The organism is Neobacillus sp. PS3-34, from assembly GCF_030915465.1.
Lineage (GTDB): Bacteria > Bacillota > Bacilli > Bacillales > Cytobacillaceae > Neobacillus_A.
Genome location: NZ_CP133267.1, coordinates 1,792,998 through 1,808,643 on the forward strand (window position 1 = coordinate 1,792,998; position 15,646 = coordinate 1,808,643).

At 38.2% G+C, this 15,646-nt stretch carries 20 protein-coding genes and 1 pseudogene; 8 read left to right on the forward strand and 13 right to left on the reverse strand.

Annotation, left to right across the window (positions count from 1 at the left end):
- The first annotated feature begins 41 nt into the window (after positions 1 to 41).
- On the forward strand, positions 42 to 848 hold the full coding sequence (locus tag RCG23_RS09215) for an RQC-minor-1 family DNA-binding protein (protein ID WP_308179453.1): 807 nt from the start codon (positions 42 to 44) through the stop codon (positions 846 to 848).
- A 64-nt stretch (positions 849 to 912) separates the two neighbouring features.
- Here the strand turns inward: RCG23_RS09215 and RCG23_RS09220 are convergent, their stop codons facing one another.
- From RCG23_RS09220 to RCG23_RS09235, 4 genes are all read right to left on the reverse strand, one after another.
- Entirely contained in the window at positions 913 to 1,311 is a 399-nt protein-coding gene (locus RCG23_RS09220) for a hypothetical protein (RefSeq protein ID WP_308179454.1), read from the reverse strand.
- A 91-nt stretch (positions 1,312 to 1,402) separates the two neighbouring features.
- Complete coding sequence (locus RCG23_RS09225; RefSeq protein ID WP_308180015.1) at positions 1,403 to 2,101, reverse strand: polysaccharide deacetylase family protein; 699 nt, start codon at positions 2,099 to 2,101, stop codon at positions 1,403 to 1,405.
- Positions 2,101 to 2,649 carry an HAD-IIIA family hydrolase gene (locus RCG23_RS09230; protein ID WP_308179455.1) on the reverse strand — a complete coding sequence of 183 codons (549 nt, stop codon included), beginning with the start codon at positions 2,647 to 2,649 and terminating at the stop codon, positions 2,101 to 2,103. The genes RCG23_RS09225 and RCG23_RS09230 overlap by 1 nt, the downstream gene beginning before the upstream one ends.
- Before the next feature lie 126 nt (positions 2,650 to 2,775).
- Positions 2,776 to 3,840: an undecaprenyldiphospho-muramoylpentapeptide beta-N-acetylglucosaminyltransferase gene (locus tag RCG23_RS09235; RefSeq protein ID WP_308179456.1), complete on the reverse strand. Its 1,065-nt coding sequence runs from the start codon at positions 3,838 to 3,840 to the stop codon at positions 2,776 to 2,778.
- A 366-nt stretch (positions 3,841 to 4,206) separates the two neighbouring features.
- On the opposite strand from RCG23_RS09235, the gene RCG23_RS09240 reads away from it, so the two are divergent.
- Positions 4,207 to 4,686 (forward strand): hypothetical protein, encoded by a 480-nt coding sequence (locus RCG23_RS09240; RefSeq protein ID WP_308179457.1) that lies wholly within the window; start codon positions 4,207 to 4,209, stop codon positions 4,684 to 4,686.
- Between the two features lie 213 nt (positions 4,687 to 4,899).
- On the opposite strand, the gene RCG23_RS09245 is transcribed toward RCG23_RS09240, so the two are convergent.
- The 6 genes from RCG23_RS09245 to RCG23_RS09270 form a co-directional block, all read right to left on the reverse strand.
- Positions 4,900 to 5,694, reverse strand: coding sequence for an energy-coupling factor ABC transporter ATP-binding protein (locus RCG23_RS09245; RefSeq protein ID WP_308179458.1), 795 nt, complete (start codon positions 5,692 to 5,694; stop codon positions 4,900 to 4,902).
- Positions 5,691 to 6,536 carry an energy-coupling factor ABC transporter ATP-binding protein gene (locus RCG23_RS09250; RefSeq protein WP_308179459.1) on the reverse strand — a complete coding sequence of 282 codons (846 nt, stop codon included), beginning with the start codon at positions 6,534 to 6,536 and terminating at the stop codon, positions 5,691 to 5,693. Before RCG23_RS09250 ends, RCG23_RS09245 begins: the two co-directional genes overlap by 4 nt.
- Positions 6,533 to 7,300, reverse strand: coding sequence for an energy-coupling factor transporter transmembrane component T family protein (locus RCG23_RS09255; protein ID WP_308179460.1), 768 nt, complete (start codon positions 7,298 to 7,300; stop codon positions 6,533 to 6,535). The genes RCG23_RS09250 and RCG23_RS09255 overlap by 4 nt, the downstream gene beginning before the upstream one ends.
- Positions 7,301 to 7,333: 33 nt before the next feature.
- Complete coding sequence (locus tag RCG23_RS09260; protein WP_308179461.1) at positions 7,334 to 7,939, reverse strand: ECF transporter S component; 606 nt, start codon at positions 7,937 to 7,939, stop codon at positions 7,334 to 7,336.
- 15 nt (positions 7,940 to 7,954) lie between these two features.
- Entirely contained in the window at positions 7,955 to 8,707 is a 753-nt protein-coding gene (locus RCG23_RS09265; protein ID WP_308179462.1) for a nucleoside phosphorylase, read from the reverse strand.
- A gap of 198 nt (positions 8,708 to 8,905) precedes the next feature.
- Positions 8,906 to 9,403: a hypothetical protein gene (locus RCG23_RS09270; protein ID WP_308179463.1), complete on the reverse strand. Its 498-nt coding sequence runs from the start codon at positions 9,401 to 9,403 to the stop codon at positions 8,906 to 8,908.
- 700 nt (positions 9,404 to 10,103) lie between these two features.
- Between RCG23_RS09270 and RCG23_RS09275 the strand changes: the two genes are divergently transcribed.
- The 6 genes and pseudogenes from RCG23_RS09275 (at position 10,104) to RCG23_RS09300 (ending at position 13,107) form a co-directional block, all read left to right on the forward strand.
- The gene (locus RCG23_RS09275; protein ID WP_308179464.1) at positions 10,104 to 10,469 is read left to right on the forward strand and encodes a DUF2089 domain-containing protein; all 366 of its coding nucleotides are present in this window, start codon (positions 10,104 to 10,106) and stop codon (positions 10,467 to 10,469) included.
- Between the two features lie 11 nt (positions 10,470 to 10,480).
- Entirely contained in the window at positions 10,481 to 10,876 is a 396-nt protein-coding gene (locus tag RCG23_RS09280) for an SHOCT-like domain-containing protein (protein WP_308180016.1), read from the forward strand.
- Positions 10,877 to 10,884: 8 nt separating this feature from the next.
- Entirely contained in the window at positions 10,885 to 11,175 is a 291-nt protein-coding gene (locus RCG23_RS09285; protein WP_308179465.1) for a hypothetical protein, read from the forward strand.
- Between the two features lie 187 nt (positions 11,176 to 11,362).
- Positions 11,363 to 12,051 (forward strand): annotated as a pseudogene (locus RCG23_RS09290) (HAD family hydrolase).
- Positions 12,048 to 12,584, forward strand: coding sequence for a GNAT family N-acetyltransferase (locus RCG23_RS09295; RefSeq protein ID WP_308179466.1), 537 nt, complete (start codon positions 12,048 to 12,050; stop codon positions 12,582 to 12,584). The pseudogene RCG23_RS09290 and the gene RCG23_RS09295 overlap by 4 nt, the downstream one beginning before the upstream one ends.
- 25 nt (positions 12,585 to 12,609) lie before the next feature.
- The gene (locus tag RCG23_RS09300; protein WP_308179467.1) at positions 12,610 to 13,107 is read left to right on the forward strand and encodes an NUDIX domain-containing protein; all 498 of its coding nucleotides are present in this window, start codon (positions 12,610 to 12,612) and stop codon (positions 13,105 to 13,107) included.
- 55 nt (positions 13,108 to 13,162) lie between these two features.
- Here the strand turns inward: RCG23_RS09300 and RCG23_RS09305 are convergent, their stop codons facing one another.
- The 3 genes from RCG23_RS09305 to RCG23_RS09315 all read right to left on the reverse strand — a co-directional run bounded on the left by RCG23_RS09305 (position 13,163) and on the right by RCG23_RS09315 (position 15,615).
- Entirely contained in the window at positions 13,163 to 13,381 is a 219-nt protein-coding gene (locus RCG23_RS09305; RefSeq protein WP_308179468.1) for a hypothetical protein, read from the reverse strand.
- 151 nt (positions 13,382 to 13,532) lie between these two features.
- A complete protein-coding gene (locus RCG23_RS09310) occupies positions 13,533 to 14,303 on the reverse strand; it encodes an alpha/beta hydrolase (RefSeq protein ID WP_308179469.1) in 771 nt (256 codons plus the stop codon).
- 271 nt (positions 14,304 to 14,574) lie between these two features.
- The gene (locus RCG23_RS09315) at positions 14,575 to 15,615 is read right to left on the reverse strand and encodes a ketopantoate reductase family protein (RefSeq protein ID WP_308179470.1); all 1,041 of its coding nucleotides are present in this window, start codon (positions 15,613 to 15,615) and stop codon (positions 14,575 to 14,577) included.
- Positions 15,616 to 15,646 lie beyond the last annotated feature (31 nt).

Below are 15,646 nucleotides of genomic sequence, written 5' to 3' on the forward strand. Positions count from 1 at the left end.
AACTGTGATAGCATTCAAAAACGCTGGCATTGGAGGGAAACATGTCAAAAAAAGTGAAAAGAGTTTCATATACGCTTGATTCAAGTGGTATAAAGTCATTAGCCGACAGCGAAATTAAAGCTATATTACGCGGGGCCGATGAGCTGATTATGACCGGCGGCAGGGCAATGCTGGCTAAAATCTTGGCTGGTTCAAAGGATAAGAAGGTTTTAGAACTTGAGCTGGATCATTGCCCTGTTTATGGAGCTTTTAAGGGAATGACTCAGAAAGAGGTTCTAGCCCGAATTGATTGGATGATACAAAATCATTATCTTGCCATTGAGTATGATTATAGATTGCCCGTTCTAACCTTCACAGAAAAAGGCTGGGAAATCGAACGTGAAACCTATGCAACCGAGCTGCTTGGGGAGTTTATTGATGCTGCCTACGATGAGGAATATGAATTTGTTGATACACTCAAGGAACGAAATCGTGGCATGATCCTTCTGCTTCTGGATAAAATCGCTGAGACCGGCAATAAAAATTTAATTGTCATATTGGATGCATGGAAAAGTATCGAGTGCAAAAAGGTAAAGGCAAAAATTACCGAAGTGCTAGAAGTGTTGGAGAAATCAGAACATCGTCCGTCCAAACCAAGGCGGGAGGATACTAGTACCCTTCAGGCTGGGCAAAAATGGCTAACCATCCCTGAAAACATACGAAAAAAACTTGTAAGAAATGTTTTTTGCGGTTCATGCGTTGATACCGTCCAAATTGAAAAATATATGATAAAAGAAACCAAGCATGGTCTCGTCCTCGAAGGACAATGTAAAACTTGCGGCGGCAAAGTGGCAAGAGTGATTGACTAAACTTATTTTAAAAAGTAGTGCATTTTAGATGGAATAGCACTACTTTTTTACGTTACATCGCTCACTAACTTATTAAACCTTCCTCTCCCAATCCTTTTATGTAGGCGTTTTTAAAAATGGGATAGAGGGCACTATCAGCCCCAAAGTAAAATTTGAAGCTATTCATTACTTTTGTTTGGAGTTCTTTATTGCTTTTCCAGATAGGCATTGCACCTATTGAGTCTTCAATACTGCCCGTTAAGAATTCCTTCTCATTTTCTTTAATAATGTCCCATTCATCATCATCCTTTAACCATGCCATCCAATCGTTAATGAGTTCTTTAGAATGTTTGTCAATTGATGTTTTTCTATCATTAAATATATATTCCTCCAGATCCTTCACAATCCGGCTCACAAATAAGTCCATGGAGACCTCACCGAAGCTTTTGAACCTCAGAAATTGTCTTACATCTTCCCTGTCCAATTAAATCTTCCCTCCCATTAACATCTATTTAAGTAGGATTTACTATCTAGTTATTAACATTCATTTATTTAACAATCCAGAAGCCTTTTCCTTATAACTTCTTCAACTCATTCACGGTAACAAACGTATACCCTTCCTCTGTTAAAGCCTGTAAAATTCCTTCAATGGCTTTCAGTTCTTTACCGGTGTCATCATACATTGGATGCATCAATATAATAGCTCCAAGCTTCATATTTTTCTTTACGTAGGTCACTTTATCTGAAGGCGAGTTGTAGTAAGTATCCGGCTCAAGGCTCCATGTTATAGTATTCCTGTGATGTTTTTTTAGATAATAGGGTAATCCTACAAGCTTCTTTCCATTTGGCGGACGAAAATCAATTTCTCCCTTAAAACCAGTTTTCCGGATTAATTGATCCGTTTTTTCAATTTCTTCTTTAATATAGGAAGGTGTTTTGAATACCATCCGGTTATGTGAATACGTATGGTTGCCAATTTGGTGTCCTGCTTCAGCTATTTTCCGGCCTTCCTCAGGATGTTTCTTCAGATCACTCCCAATTAGGAAAAAGGTAGCCTTGGCATTGTATTTATCCAAAAGGGGAAGCAATTTGTCTACATTTTTTGATGGCCCGTCATCAAAGGTTAATGCAATTACTTTTTTATTTGTTTCGACATGATCTGTTAACCCTCCAAATAACTGGAACGTCCGTGAGTTCATTAATTTGTACGTACCGAATAATAGAAGGATAATGGCAAAAAACAAGATCATATATTTTACTATTTTTTTCTTCATCATATTTCACCTCGCAAATTTAGCAGCCAATTGACAGCTGCGCTTAAATCCTCAGCGATATAGTCTGGAGTTACGGTAGCCCAACTCCCATGGTATTCATTTTTAATGTATTTTGAAATGGCTGCTTCTCCAGCACCAGTTTTAACTATAATCTTAATGGCACCCACTTCATTTGCAGCCATTAAATCTGTCCATCTATCACCAATTACTGCACAGCGTCGAAGATCTAGATTTTTTTCAACTGATGCTTGAATGAGCATTCCAGCAGAAGGTTTTCTGCATTTACACCCTTTATCATGTTTATGGGGACATATATAATTTCCATCAAAGCCAAATGTAGTAAGTTCTGCCTCAAAATCTTTATCCTGTACAACTCCGTTTGCTATTCCAGGTTGATTAGTAAAACTGTAAACAGCTATTCCAGAATCCTTTAATACTTTTATTGCATTTAACGTATACGGATATAGAACCATCTCTCCTGGATATTCAACCTGGTCACTTCCCCCGATTGTTCCATCTCTGTCTAAAAAAACAGCTTGAAGTTTCATTTTTTCACCCCATTGGAAACATACTTATATATTCATACCTTCGAGATTGTGTTTTAGATTACCTCCTTCTTCAAGTACAAAGTTTAGCGAAAAAGAAAGGACTGCCTATTCGACAGCCCCTGATTTCTAACGTGCTTCTATGTGTTTCAAAATAATCCGCAATGCATTTCCTTGAACTGACCTTTCCATAGTCTTCTTGAATTTTTCCTTATTTCTTATTAATTGTTCAAGATGGCTGGCCAATGAATCGATATTTAAATCTTCCTCTTCCAGAGTCAGTGAATAACCTTTTTCTTCAAAAGACTTTGCGTTTAGAATCTGGTCTCCCCGACTTTGTTTTTTACTTAAAGGGATAATTAGCATGGGGATTTTTAATGCCAGAAATTCAAAAATGGCATTTGAACCGCCTCGCGTTAATACGATGTCCGTTGCGGCCAAAATATCGGAAAGCTCCCCGTGAACATATTCAAATTGTTTATATCCTGGAACATCCATTAACGTTTCATCCTTATTTCCTTTACCGCACAAATGAACAATTCGATATTTTTCCAAAAGCGGTTTTAATGAGCTCCTTACCGTGTCATTAATCTTTTTGGCACCGAGGCTCCCTCCCATTATCGTTAGTATCGGGAGTCTTCCATCAAATCCAAGCAGTTGCATTCCTTTAGATTTAGAGCCCATTAAAATTTCATTCCTAATCGGAGAACCAATTACCACCGCTTTTTCGGTGGGAAAATACTTTACCGTTTCTTCAAATGAAGTGAAGATTTTCGTAGCAAAGCGCTGTGAAATTTTATTCGCTAGCCCTGGAGTCATATCACTTTCATGAATCAATATAGGAATCTTTAATGATTTAGCTGCAATAATGACTGGAACTGAAACAAACCCTCCTTTTGAAAAAATCAAGGCAGGTTTTATCTTTTTTAAAATTCTTCTGGCTTCCAGGCACCCTTTAACAACTCTAAAGGTATCTACAACATTTTCAAAATCTATATATCTCCGCAGTTTTCCGCTTGAGATTTCATAATAAGGAATATGGATTTTTTCAATTAATTCTTTTTCAATTCCGTTCTTAGAACCTATGTAATTTATATTCCATTTCGAATGGTCCATTTCATTGATGATGGCAATATTAGGTGTAACATGCCCCGCTGAACCGCCACCCGTGAATACAATTGTTTTCTTGGACATAACTCCACCCCTGAATAGATAATCTATTGTACAATTATATCTTATGAAGTGACCCATTTCCTGCAAAATCCATCAAAATTATTGGCTAATCAAGATAGCTTGGTCATCTGCAACTCTAACAACCTCACACTTTGCCATAATTTCAAATTCCCTTAGCCCGATAGTGTTGTGTTCATTTGAGGAATAAAGTATGATTGTGTCCAAAAAGTTCCCCTTCGTCCTTATGTGAATAATATCCAACGATAAATTGAAATGATTAAATAAATTCTAACTTTTTTCTGAATAAAATGAATATTTTCCCTCCAGTAAATTAAAAAAACATATAATAATAGAAAGAGCTTACAAAATTAGGGAAGGGGTCTTGAAATGAGGGAATATCCATCCAATTTAAAAATTATTAAAAACGATCTTTTTGCAATGATTTCGACAGCAGTACCTATCGTATCCTGGCTATTATTTTTTGCGTTATGGTATTTTAAAGAGATTCCAGGCAGAAGAGGAAATGAACCACTTACCTTTCAAGAGGATGGGTCATTTATTCTAATTGCCAGTCTCGTATTAACTGCCATTGGGGTCCTTTTCTTATGGAGAAGGTTCCAAGATGTCAAACAATATTTCGAAGAAGGAATCGATTTGACAGGAACAATCGTGGAGGTAAGGTTTATAAAGGATAGAGGAAGTGTTGTGTGTTCATATGAATATGAAAATAACACTTATACAGGGAAAACAAGAGTACATAAAACTAAAGAAACAAAAGCACTATCACCGGGTGATAAAGTAAACCTTTTATGTAGGAAAGAAAACCCAAAAAAGATTATTTTAAAAGATTTATTTCTGGAAGCTTAAAAAATAATACGATCATGAATACTTCCATCAAGTCAAACCCACAATATGCGACGGAGGAAGAACACCAAACCGTTGAGGGCGTACACGATGCGATTAAGCAGGGATTTGCCGGCAACTTCTACCAGCTCGCTGATTACCTGGCGATGGCCTGAATAATAATAAATAAAAGCAGTGCTTCTGTTAAGAAGTCCACTGCCTTCATTGTATCTTTATCTAAGATTTACGTTGCTTCTCTACCAATTCCTCTACAGTTAAAAACGTCTCCTGATACCCAAGTTTTTCACCCAGCTGCGTAATCCCCGGTGGTTCCACATGGGCCTGTTTCAAGATGTCCTTCTGGGAAAAAACATGGCGTGTATCGCCATCGAGAATAACCTTGCCTTCATTCAGTACAATCGTCCTATCAAAGTTTTCAGCCACAAATTCCATGTCGTGAATAATGGTCATAACTAGCTTTTTCTGTTTTTTCAAGCTTTGAATGACGCTGCGAATCATTTCCTTGCCTTTATGATCCTGGGCGATGGTTGGCTCATCCAGAATAATGATATCCGTATCCATGGCCACGACAGAGGCAATACATAGCAGTTTTTTCTCCGACAGGCTCAAGTCATGGGGATTCATATCCAATTTATCACGTAGCCCGACCATTTCCAGTGCTTTCATTGCGTTTAGCTTTGCTATATCTTTATCGATCCTTAAATTAAGCGGTCCGAACAACACTTCATCGAGCACATTGCTTTTAAAAATCTGGTCGTTTGGATTTTGGAATACCAATCCAATCACTTTGGCCAGCTCGGCCGCAGTTGTATTTTGTACATTTTGACTGCCAATTAAAATTTCACCTTGATAAGGCTTCAACAAACCCTTAAGCATCTTGGCGAAGGTTGTTTTTCCTGCACCGTTCTGGCCAATAATCGCTGTATGGCTCCGGTCAAATTCGAGATTGATATTTGATAAAATGGAGCTCCCTTCCTGATATGAAAAGGATAGATTCGATACTTTTATCATATCCTTCTCGCCCCCAATGCTTCTTCCGCTTCCTCTAATGTAACTGGATAATATGGTGTGCCTGCTTTTTTTATACCAAGGGCTTTGCAAACTCTCGTATAAACAGGTGGTGACACTCCATAATCCTCAAGATCATCTCTGGAAAAAACCTTGTCCGGCTTATCAAAATCTATCAATCTGCCGTTTTGCAGCAGCATGACCCGATTGCAATACTGGGCGACCTTCTCCATTTTATGCTCAGCCATGACGACAGTAATCCCCTCCCGGCTCAAGCTCTGTATGGCACGAAAAACCTCCTCGGATCCTTCCGGGTCAAGCTGGGAAGTAGGTTCATCCATTACGATGATTTCAGGCTTCATCGCAATGATACTCGCAATCGCCATTCGTTGCATTTGCCCGCCAGACAGATCAAAAGGGTTGCGGTCTTTGAATTGGGCAATATTTAAGAGCTCCATCACATAGTCAATGCGTTCAACCATCTCGGTTCGCTTCACACCCAGATTCTCAAGGCCAAACGCAATTTCCTCATAAACTGTCATTTTGGAACCCGTCACCTGTGTAAACGGATTTTGAAAAACAATGCCCGCCTTCAACGACAAATCCGCAATAGAATGCTTTTTCACCTCGTGGCCAGCTACGAGTACTTTACCTCCGTATGCACCTTTATAAAAATGGGGAACAAGTCCGACAATCGATTGGCACAGGGTTGATTTCCCTGCTGAATTTGCCCCAATCACACCTATAAATTCTCCCTGCACAATCTCAAATGACAAGCCATCCAGGGCAAGCGCTTCGGAAAAAGGATATTTGTATTTCAGGTTATCAACGACGATTTTTTTCAAGAAAATATCCTCCAAACGAACGCAGCTGCGATTAAAAGTAGTAGTCCCCATTGAATGAACCTGCTATATGCATATCTTTTTTCTTCATAAAGGTAGGTTTTTTGAGTCCGGGAATTAAAGCCTCTTACTTCCAGTGCCATCGCTCGTTCCTTCGTATTGATAAGGGAACCAAGAACAACCGGTCCTAATAACGGCAAAAACGCCCTGATTCTAACGATTAATTTCCCTTCTGTCTCCATCCCCCTGCGCCGCTGTGCATCCGTAATCGTGCTCATTGTTCCCATCATTTCAGGAATGATTTGAAAAACAGAGCTGATTACATAACCGATTCTCGGGGACAATCCCTTGCGTACCAGGGATTCTACCAAATCTGACGGCTTTACTGTCAGGACCAGCACCATGAATGCACCAACAATGCCAAACACCCTCAGAGTGATTTTCAACGCATACAGCAGCCCTTCCTTATACATCGTAAACGGGCCAATTTGAAATAGGGCGGTTTCATTATCAGGCTTGAATAATCCCTGTATGATGATGACGGTCAGCAGGATGAGAAGAACAAACCCAAAGACAGGCAGTGTTTTCCGGAACACTTTTCCCGCAAGAAGTAGAACAAGGCTTAGCCCCAAGCAGAGTATGGAAGCCGTGAATGATGGCAGAATGATAGGAACCAATATGGAAAAAAGAATGTAAATGAGCTTGGTGATTGGGTCAATATCATGGACAAAAGAATTTCTTTCTGTATATAAGCTAATCGATTTCAAGAACTGTCACCATCTTTCTTTTGCAAAAGGCCGTTAATCAAGAGTCTCCACTTTATTATTGTTACTGTATAAATGCGCCACATTCTTTGGCAGGTTTCTGTAAATCCCATAGCTGATTAAAACGACTAATAATTTATCCGGCACATCGACCACAATTTCATCGAGGAAGGACGCCAGCCACATAGAATCTGTTTTTGCCAGGACAATCGCATACAGGGCATCTCCCCAAACATTGCCTGTCTGGCCTCCCCAGAAGCCGATATTGATTGGAGTCGAAACGATCGTCGCTACGAGGCCGACGATTAATCCTGCAACCAAAGCTTTCGCCCAACTGGAAATGGAGCCTTTATAAAATAAGATCCCGATGGTTAAACCAATAGCCACACTCGTAATTCCATAAACAAATGATATCGGATCAACGGTCAGGCCATAAATAATATTGTTAATCGCCCCTGCCAACGCTCCAATAACCGGGCCTGCCAGGATACTTGCCAAAACCGTGCCAATTGAATCCAGCCAAAGAGGCAGCTTTAACAGCCCCGCAAATAGCTTCCCAATATAATTGATGCCTACCGCTGTCGGAATGAGCACGAGCGCTGCGGTAGAAAACCGAAACGACCATATACTTTGTTTTTTCATTAATAAAACCTCCCCTTAACTTATTAAAAATTGATTATAGGACACAATGGCTTCCAACGCAGTCATAATTTCTCTTTCTTCACCAAGTTTGCTGTCGTTTTTCTCATCCAAATAGTCGTTAATTCCCCCTTCAAGGTTCCCTTCTTGTTCTACGACAACGTTTAATATGGAAGCGGTTTTTACACCGCGTAATCTTCCTATTGTAAACAGGGCCGCTGTTTCCATATCTGAACCTAGAATTCCTTTTGCTGACCAGTAGTTGTCAATTTGCTGTTCTTCTTCAGTATAAAAGCTGTCATGACATCTGACAATACCGGTATAATATTTATGTCCTAAACTTTTTGCAGCCCCAATTAAATGAAAGAGCAATTCCGTATCTGGTACCGCTGGAAAAGACCGATCAATATAAGCATCGGATGCTCCATCATTCCTTACCGCACCTGCTGCAATAATCAGGTCCCCCAAACGGATTCCTGGCTGGTTGGCACCGCAGCTGCCTATTCGAATCATTACATTCACGCCAATTCTCTTTAATTCCTCTACAGCGATTCCGGTTGATGTCCCGCCTATTCCAGTTGAAGTCACAAACACACGAACTCCTTTATAAGAGCCGGTGATGGTTCTGTATTCACGATTGTTCGCGACCTCTTCAGGCTGGTCCAAAAACTTTGCTGCTGCTTCTACACGGCCGGGGTCACCCGGTAATAAAGCATATTGAATTTTATAGTCATTCCCTATCCGGATATGCGGCTGGAGATTGTTTGTCATTTTTAGAGCCCCTCATCAAAATATTTATTTATATAAATAGTGTACAAATGATATCCTCAAAAGGGAATTTTTTCATAAAGGGTAGCATCCTTAATGCTATTTATATTCTTCAGCGGCTTCATATAGGTTTGTTTCTTTTATTATCAGCAAATTCTCCCCAAAACAAATAAAGCTCCCAGACTTTCTAAGAGCTTTGGATTAGGATATTTTATAATCTTTCTTTAATTTAGACAGTAACATAAAGTTAGAAGTGTACATCAATATGTAAACAATAAATGAATAATAAATTTCCCATCCTTTGTATGTAAATACATGTAAAAGTCCTGATACATATTCCAACACCACATTAATTAAAGCAAGCAGGATTAAGTAAATTACTTTGACTCTATAAGGCCTATGAAAAAACCATAAGTCATATACGTATACAAAAATATAGGTGGAAGGTCCATATACAAAAACATATAAAAATAAATCAAACAGCTCGAATTTCTTTGTATCTAAAACGTCATAAAAATCCATTGGAGGTCCTGCAAGGAGATGGTCCATTGCAATTCCAATACTAATATTAAAAAGTACAATTAGGCAGCTTATGGAGTAAGGAAATCTTTTCGGAATGATATAAGTCACCAGCATCAGCAGTGCAGCAATGATTAAAAGAAAAATTTCATTTTGATCAAACCTTGTTGGAAGAGGCATTGATTTCTCTCCTCATTAATTTTTGAAAGAAATAATTAAATAAAAGCGAAAGAGTAATAATAGAAAGCCCGAACATACACCACAGAAAGGGCTTTGATACCTCCATCTTCGTAATTCCATTCTTCTCATTAAAAACCTCAATTAGGAGTAACAAGAAGATCCACCCCATAGACAAACCTATCTTTTTATAATATGAACCCTTTAAATTTTGCAAAAAAAATAAAGAAACAGGCAAAATAATGATTCTGTCCATAAAAATATGCATTGAGTTAATGGCATTTCCCTTTATTGTGACCAATTGATAATTTAAAGCAAATATGTCGTAGCTGAGTATGGCTAAAAAAAGAATAATAAAATAATGAGCTGATGACGAAATATAGTTTTTGCGAAACTCTCCAATTATAAATGCTACACATATAACGCTAAATATAGATTTCATTAAAAAGTACATTGATGGTACCCCGCCCATTAATTTCTAGGAAATTATCATTATTCTGTCCTAAATCCTTGAAAATATAAAAGGCCCTTCATGAACAGTAATTGTATAAGAGCATATTATTGGTCTTTTTATTTATAAATTGAATTTACATCTTAATAAATTCAATTTATAAATAAATTTTGTTAATAATTTTAAAATTAATTATTTACATTTTAAATTCATGATTATATAATTTAAATAAATAAACGAAAGGATTTGATTATGACTTATCCTGTTATTACAAATTGTCCTGTCTGCACTAAGACACTTAAAATCACAAAATTGCATTGCTCCCATTGCCAAACCACCATTGAAAATGAATTTGAGCTGTCGAAGCTTGCTTCGCTGTCTAAAGAGCAGCTCCAGTTTGTTGAGACGTTTCTTGTTTGCAGAGGAAATATCAAGGAAGTCGAAAAGGAATTGGGGATTTCCTACCCTACCGTACGCGGCAAGCTGAACGATATCATCACCTCACTTGGATATGACACCACTAAGAAAAATGAAATCGACGAAAAGAAAATTGTATTAATGCTTGAACGAGGAGAAATTACCCCAGAAGAAGCGATTAAACTTTTAAAAGGTGAATAGGAGGAATAATGATGAGAGAAGAAATATCAAGAGTATTAACAATGGTCCAGGAAGGAAAAATCGATTCTGAAAAAGGTGCCGAACTGATCCAGGTTCTGAAGGAAAAAGAAAAGGAACCAGCTGTCATTCTGCAAAAACCGAATAACCAGCAATATCTCGATAAAACATTAAAAATCAGGGTTGTTTCCAAGGATAACGACAATATTAATGTGAATGTCCCGCTTAAGCTTGTGAAAGCCGTCTTAAAAACTGGCCATAGCATTGCGGCAAGCATTCCACAGTCCGAAAAATATGTAAAAGACATCGATATCAACTTATTAATTGAAGCGATTGATAGTGAATTAGTCGGCCAAATCGTTGACGTTCAATCGGCAAATGGCGATTCCGTTGCAGTTTTCATTGAGTAGGGAACTCCATGATCAAAGTTAAAGTCAAAACATCTAACAACATAAATTTGAACATCCCTGTTCCTTATGCCTTTTTAAACGCTGCCAGTTCAATCCTTACCTCCGAGATGCTTTTAAAGAGGCTTACCAAGCTAGCAAATAAACATGCCGAGCATAAAGCCATCTCTTTTATGCCCTTCAATCATAAGCTTCCTAAACAGCTGCTAAAGCAAATACTCCGTGAATTACGTCAACACAAAGGACTTGTGCTGGTGGATGCAAAATTAAAGGATGGAACAGAAGTTATGGTGAGATTATAATGATTTGAATAAAGATGCCTGATTTTCTCAGGCATTTTTTTCCGTAAAGACACTAAACCAGCCCCTTTTTAAAATTAATCAAACGTTTGATTAATTTTTATCAATGATTAAAAGCCCTTTACAGAAGGATATCAATGACTTATCAAGAATAAGGAATTAAAGTGGAATTATAGGAGAATCATCCGAAATGATTAAAGCAGTCATATTTGATTTAGACGGGACATTGTTAAATCGGGATGCTTCCGTACGGGCATTTATAAATTGCCAATACGAGCTGTTAACCAGTGGGTCTGCCATATCCCAAAAGAAACATACTCTTCAAGATTTATTGAATTAGAATGCAGAGGATATGTATGGAAGGATAAAGTATACCAACAATTAGTTGATGAATTTAGAATTACTGGAATTACGCAGGAATTTTTGCTCCAGGATTACATCGAGCATTTCAAACAAAGCTGTATCCCCTTCCCCAATCTCATATATCTCCTGGAAAAATTAATGAGGAAATCCATCAGCATCGGATTGATCACCAATGGAAAAGGCCAATTCCAAATGGACGTTATCGAGGCTTTAGGAATAAAAAAATATTTTAAAACGATTTTAATTTCCGAATGGGAAGGCATCAGAAAGCCTGATCCCGGTATATTTTATAGTGCTTTAGAACGGCTTAATGTACCCGCTCATCAAAGTATATACGTAGGCGATCACCCTCAAAATGACATACAAGCTGCCCGGAATGCAGGACTGACAGGTGTTTGGAAAAGAGATCCTCTCTGGGACCATGCGGAAGCTGACTTTATTATTGATGATTTGGCTGAATTGCTTTTACTCATTGATGGCTTCGAAACCAAACGACAGGAGATGAACCGTATATGAAAAATATTAAATACAGATTCCTGGATTTAAAAGATTTGGATTCTTCCCTTTTAAAAAAGTTCAACCGCTATCAAGAGACAAATCGTGTTTGGTACGAACAAAACGGCGAATACGGCCGAAAAGCTGACCACTTTGTTGATGACTGGGACGATGAGAAAAAGGAATTTGTTATTCATTCCTTAGTGAATTGCGTGAAATCTGGCGGGTTTGTTGCAGGAGCTTTTGCAGATAGTGATTTAATTGGTTTTGCGAACGTGGAGGGTGAACGGTTTGGAAGCAATCATGAATATCTGGAGCTGCCCTATATTCATGTATCTAATGAAATCAGAAACAGCGGGATCGGCAGAAAATTGTTTGAACTTTGCTGTAAAAAAGCGAAACAGTTAGGTGCTAAGAAACTATATATCGCTGCCCATCCGTCTGAAGAAACACAGCATTTTTACCGATCCGTTGGCTGTACGTATGCGGCGGAAATTAACCAGAAGATATTTGAGAAGGAGCCATTGGATATTCAAATGGAAATTACTTTATAAAAAATCGTAAAGGTGGAGCTTTCATATGGCTAATTCTATATATGTAAATTGGGGAGAGCATAGGGTCAAACTTACCTGGCATCCTAACAAAAATTTATCCGATTTTACAAATGTAACGAGCGTCCATGGCTTCTGCTTCCATGAAGGGAAAATCCTTTTAACCCAGGTAAAAGGAAGAGGATTCAATATACCCGGTGGGCATATCGATCCTGGCGAAACACCAGAAGAAGCATTTCATCGTGAGTCTTTTGAAGAGGGATACATAAAGGGGAAAATACGATATATTGGCGCCCTTGAAGTTAGCCATCAGGAAAACCTCCACTTTAATCCAAGCGGTAAGTATCCGCTGATCGGCTATCAAATGTTTTACAGAATGGACATTGATACTGTCCATCCCTTTCTACGAGAACATGAAGCCACAGCTAGAATATGGGTTGAACCTGAAGAAATTCCATATGTAATGAACGACCATGAGCTTTCGCTGCTCGTTTTAGAAGATGCTTTGAAAATTCCTTTCTATTAATTTCTTTAATTTCAAAAAAAATAGCGCATTTGCGCTATAAAAAGTGTGCCTGTTCTTATAATATACCCCTTCGCCCTATTAACCTGAAAAGGGCAACAATCAATGCCAAGCGGATGATCAATCGGACTACACGTCCTCTGATTCGTGTTTGCATTACAAGTGTGTCACTGCCTACAGATAAAAGGGTACCAGTATACGTCCCTTCTGTTGTTATTACTTCAACTTCTTGTCCAACAAGACGGCGAGCATTGCTTAAAAAATTTTCTCCACTCATTACTTCCCTCTCCTTTCTTGTAATAGTAAATGCAATATTATTAGAAAGGATTGGACGTTTTACTAGATTAAGAGTGGATTTTTTTTCGTATTCAATAGCATACTCTGGCTGGCTGGCCAGCTCCCGCATGTGCAGATAGGGCTGTTTTTAGTTATTTTTTTAAAGGCAGCCACGATAAAACATCCTGTATCGATTTATCCCAATATCCCCACTCATGCTCACCAGGTCCAAAATCGGTCGTCAAATCATAGTTTGTTTTTTCACAGTGCTCTTTGAAACAAATATTGTCCTCATACAAAAAGTCCTCGGTTCCACAACTTTGATATAGGAGCGGTTTTTGTTCATTCGTACCAGCTTTTTCTATAAGCGAAAATAAGTCATGCTCGGTTCCTGACACATTTTCATCTCCAAAGGCTAATCGAATTACACCTTCCAAATCTGAATTTTTCATAATGTGGACAATATCCAATGCACCTGATAAACTGGCAGCGGCACTTATTTGGTCTGGGCGGTTCAACGCCCATTTAAATGCTCCATAGCCACCCATCGAAAGCCCTGCAACAAAATTGTCCTCCCTGGCATCCGACAAGGGGAAAAACGACCTTGCGAGCGCAGGAAGCTCTTCTGTCAGGAATGTCCAGTACTTATTGCCATACTTCATATCGGTGTAAAAACTGTGATGCACCTGCGGCATGACTACAGCTAATCCAAGCGGTGCGACATACCTCTCCAGAGCGGTCCTTCTCGTCCAAATGGTATCATCATCACTTAAGCCATGAAGCAGATATAATGTCTGGTGCTTATCTTTCACTGCTTTATTTTGCATTCCAATCTGAGTGGTCGTTTGCTGCGGTAGTATGACCGTCATGGATGTACTTAAATTGAGAACCTCTGAATAAAACTGACATTGAATAAGTGCCACTGGAAACATCCTTTCAGAATGACTATTTGATGCTTACATTTTACTCCTTTTGAAACCTATTATCGAATTCTCTCTTTTTATATCTATATATCAATATCCTTAACTTGAATTCAGTTAATGATCCGATAGATCGGTGGAATGTAGAAAAACAAAAAGATGAAATTCCTCAAAAAAAATAGCCTTTGCTCTTAATGAGTAAAGGCTTTTCACAAAAGGGGAATACTAAATATTTTGACCAATTTCATTGACCAATATACATGTATTTCCGAAATTAAATTTTTGCAGTGTCTAATAATAAGGCTTTAAATGAGTCAATATTTACAGTAAATTCAGGAACTATTTGCTTTTGTTCGGCTTCCTTCACCAGTTTAACAACCATGGCATTAAAGGGAGTTTGAATACCTAATTCTTTTCCTTTTTGCAAAACAACACCGTTTATAAAATCAATCTCTGTTTGTTTACCTTTTTCTAAATCCTGCAGCATACTTGCTTTTAATAATGCATGAGCAGCATATTCAGTTCGGAAAAACTCGATTCGTTTTTCTAGATCAGCTTGTTCATTTATTGTAAGTTCATTATAATCTGTATTTTTTTCTGTCAAGAATTTCACATTTAATGCATGGCCTACTCTAATCGTTTCATCTGCTATGTTAGCCGCACTTGATACAGCTATTTCATTATTTAAAACCTCGCCAAATGTGCAGTTTAATGCAGCAGAAAGCCCACTTAAAGATGCATTTAACAGTAATTTGGACCATTTAGCTCCAATTAAGTTATCGGAAATATTTGTACCTCCGACAAAATTAAGTATGGATTTCACTTCTTTAACTCTATCAGTAATGGAGCCATCTAATTCACCGATATCAAAAGCATGTGCCTTGAATTGGTTGTATTCTGTGGTTAACTCAGAGACTCCCGGTTTTACCCAAGTCGCACCAAAATGAACTGCTCCTGAAATAACTCGTTCTACCCCTACTTGACTAGCTACCTCTTCCTCTGGTGTGCCATTTTGTAAAGAACAAACCAGACTTTTCTCGTGAAGATACGGAAGCAAATCTTTTAATATAGACTTGTTATACAATTGCTTTGTTAATAACAAGACTAAATCATATTTCCCTTCCATTTGGTCAGGTGTAATGGCCTTAACTGGTATAGTCTCATTCAGCGTTCCTGTAATGACAGCACCTGATTGATTTAATGCGTCAACATGCTCTTGATTCACATCAATCAGTTCAACGTCTTGTCCACCTTTTGAAATCAATGCACCAATAATTGTTCCTAGTGATCCTGCCCCTAATATCGCTGTTTTCATGTGTTATTCTCCCTTTTGTTCGTACTGAATT

What these genes read in the sequence shown, in the direction of transcription:
- RCG23_RS09215 (WP_308179453.1), top strand. Translation starts at nt 42, where the DNA reads ATGTCAAAAAAAGTGAAAAGAGTTTCATATACGCTTGATTCAAGTGGT.
- RCG23_RS09225 (WP_308180015.1), bottom strand. Translation starts at nt 2,101, where the DNA reads ATGAAGAAAAAAATAGTAAAATATATGATCTTGTTTTTTGCCATTATC.
- RCG23_RS09230 (WP_308179455.1), bottom strand. Translation starts at nt 2,649, where the DNA reads ATGAAACTTCAAGCTGTTTTTTTAGACAGAGATGGAACAATCGGGGGA.
- RCG23_RS09235 (WP_308179456.1), bottom strand. Translation starts at nt 3,840, where the DNA reads ATGTCCAAGAAAACAATTGTATTCACGGGTGGCGGTTCAGCGGGGCAT.
- RCG23_RS09240 (WP_308179457.1), top strand. Translation starts at nt 4,207, where the DNA reads ATGAGGGAATATCCATCCAATTTAAAAATTATTAAAAACGATCTTTTT.
- RCG23_RS09245 (WP_308179458.1), bottom strand. Translation starts at nt 5,694, where the DNA reads ATGATAAAAGTATCGAATCTATCCTTTTCATATCAGGAAGGGAGCTCC.
- RCG23_RS09260 (WP_308179461.1), bottom strand. Translation starts at nt 7,939, where the DNA reads ATGAAAAAACAAAGTATATGGTCGTTTCGGTTTTCTACCGCAGCGCTC.
- RCG23_RS09265 (WP_308179462.1), bottom strand. Translation starts at nt 8,707, where the DNA reads ATGACAAACAATCTCCAGCCGCATATCCGGATAGGGAATGACTATAAA.
- RCG23_RS09270 (WP_308179463.1), bottom strand. Translation starts at nt 9,403, where the DNA reads ATGCCTCTTCCAACAAGGTTTGATCAAAATGAAATTTTTCTTTTAATC.
- RCG23_RS09275 (WP_308179464.1), top strand. Translation starts at nt 10,104, where the DNA reads ATGACTTATCCTGTTATTACAAATTGTCCTGTCTGCACTAAGACACTT.
- RCG23_RS09280 (WP_308180016.1), top strand. Translation starts at nt 10,481, where the DNA reads ATGAGAGAAGAAATATCAAGAGTATTAACAATGGTCCAGGAAGGAAAA.
- RCG23_RS09285 (WP_308179465.1), top strand. Translation starts at nt 10,885, where the DNA reads ATGATCAAAGTTAAAGTCAAAACATCTAACAACATAAATTTGAACATC.
- RCG23_RS09295 (WP_308179466.1), top strand. Translation starts at nt 12,048, where the DNA reads ATGAAAAATATTAAATACAGATTCCTGGATTTAAAAGATTTGGATTCT.
- RCG23_RS09300 (WP_308179467.1), top strand. Translation starts at nt 12,610, where the DNA reads ATGGCTAATTCTATATATGTAAATTGGGGAGAGCATAGGGTCAAACTT.
- RCG23_RS09305 (WP_308179468.1), bottom strand. Translation starts at nt 13,381, where the DNA reads ATGAGTGGAGAAAATTTTTTAAGCAATGCTCGCCGTCTTGTTGGACAA.
- RCG23_RS09315 (WP_308179470.1), bottom strand. Translation starts at nt 15,615, where the DNA reads ATGAAAACAGCGATATTAGGGGCAGGATCACTAGGAACAATTATTGGT.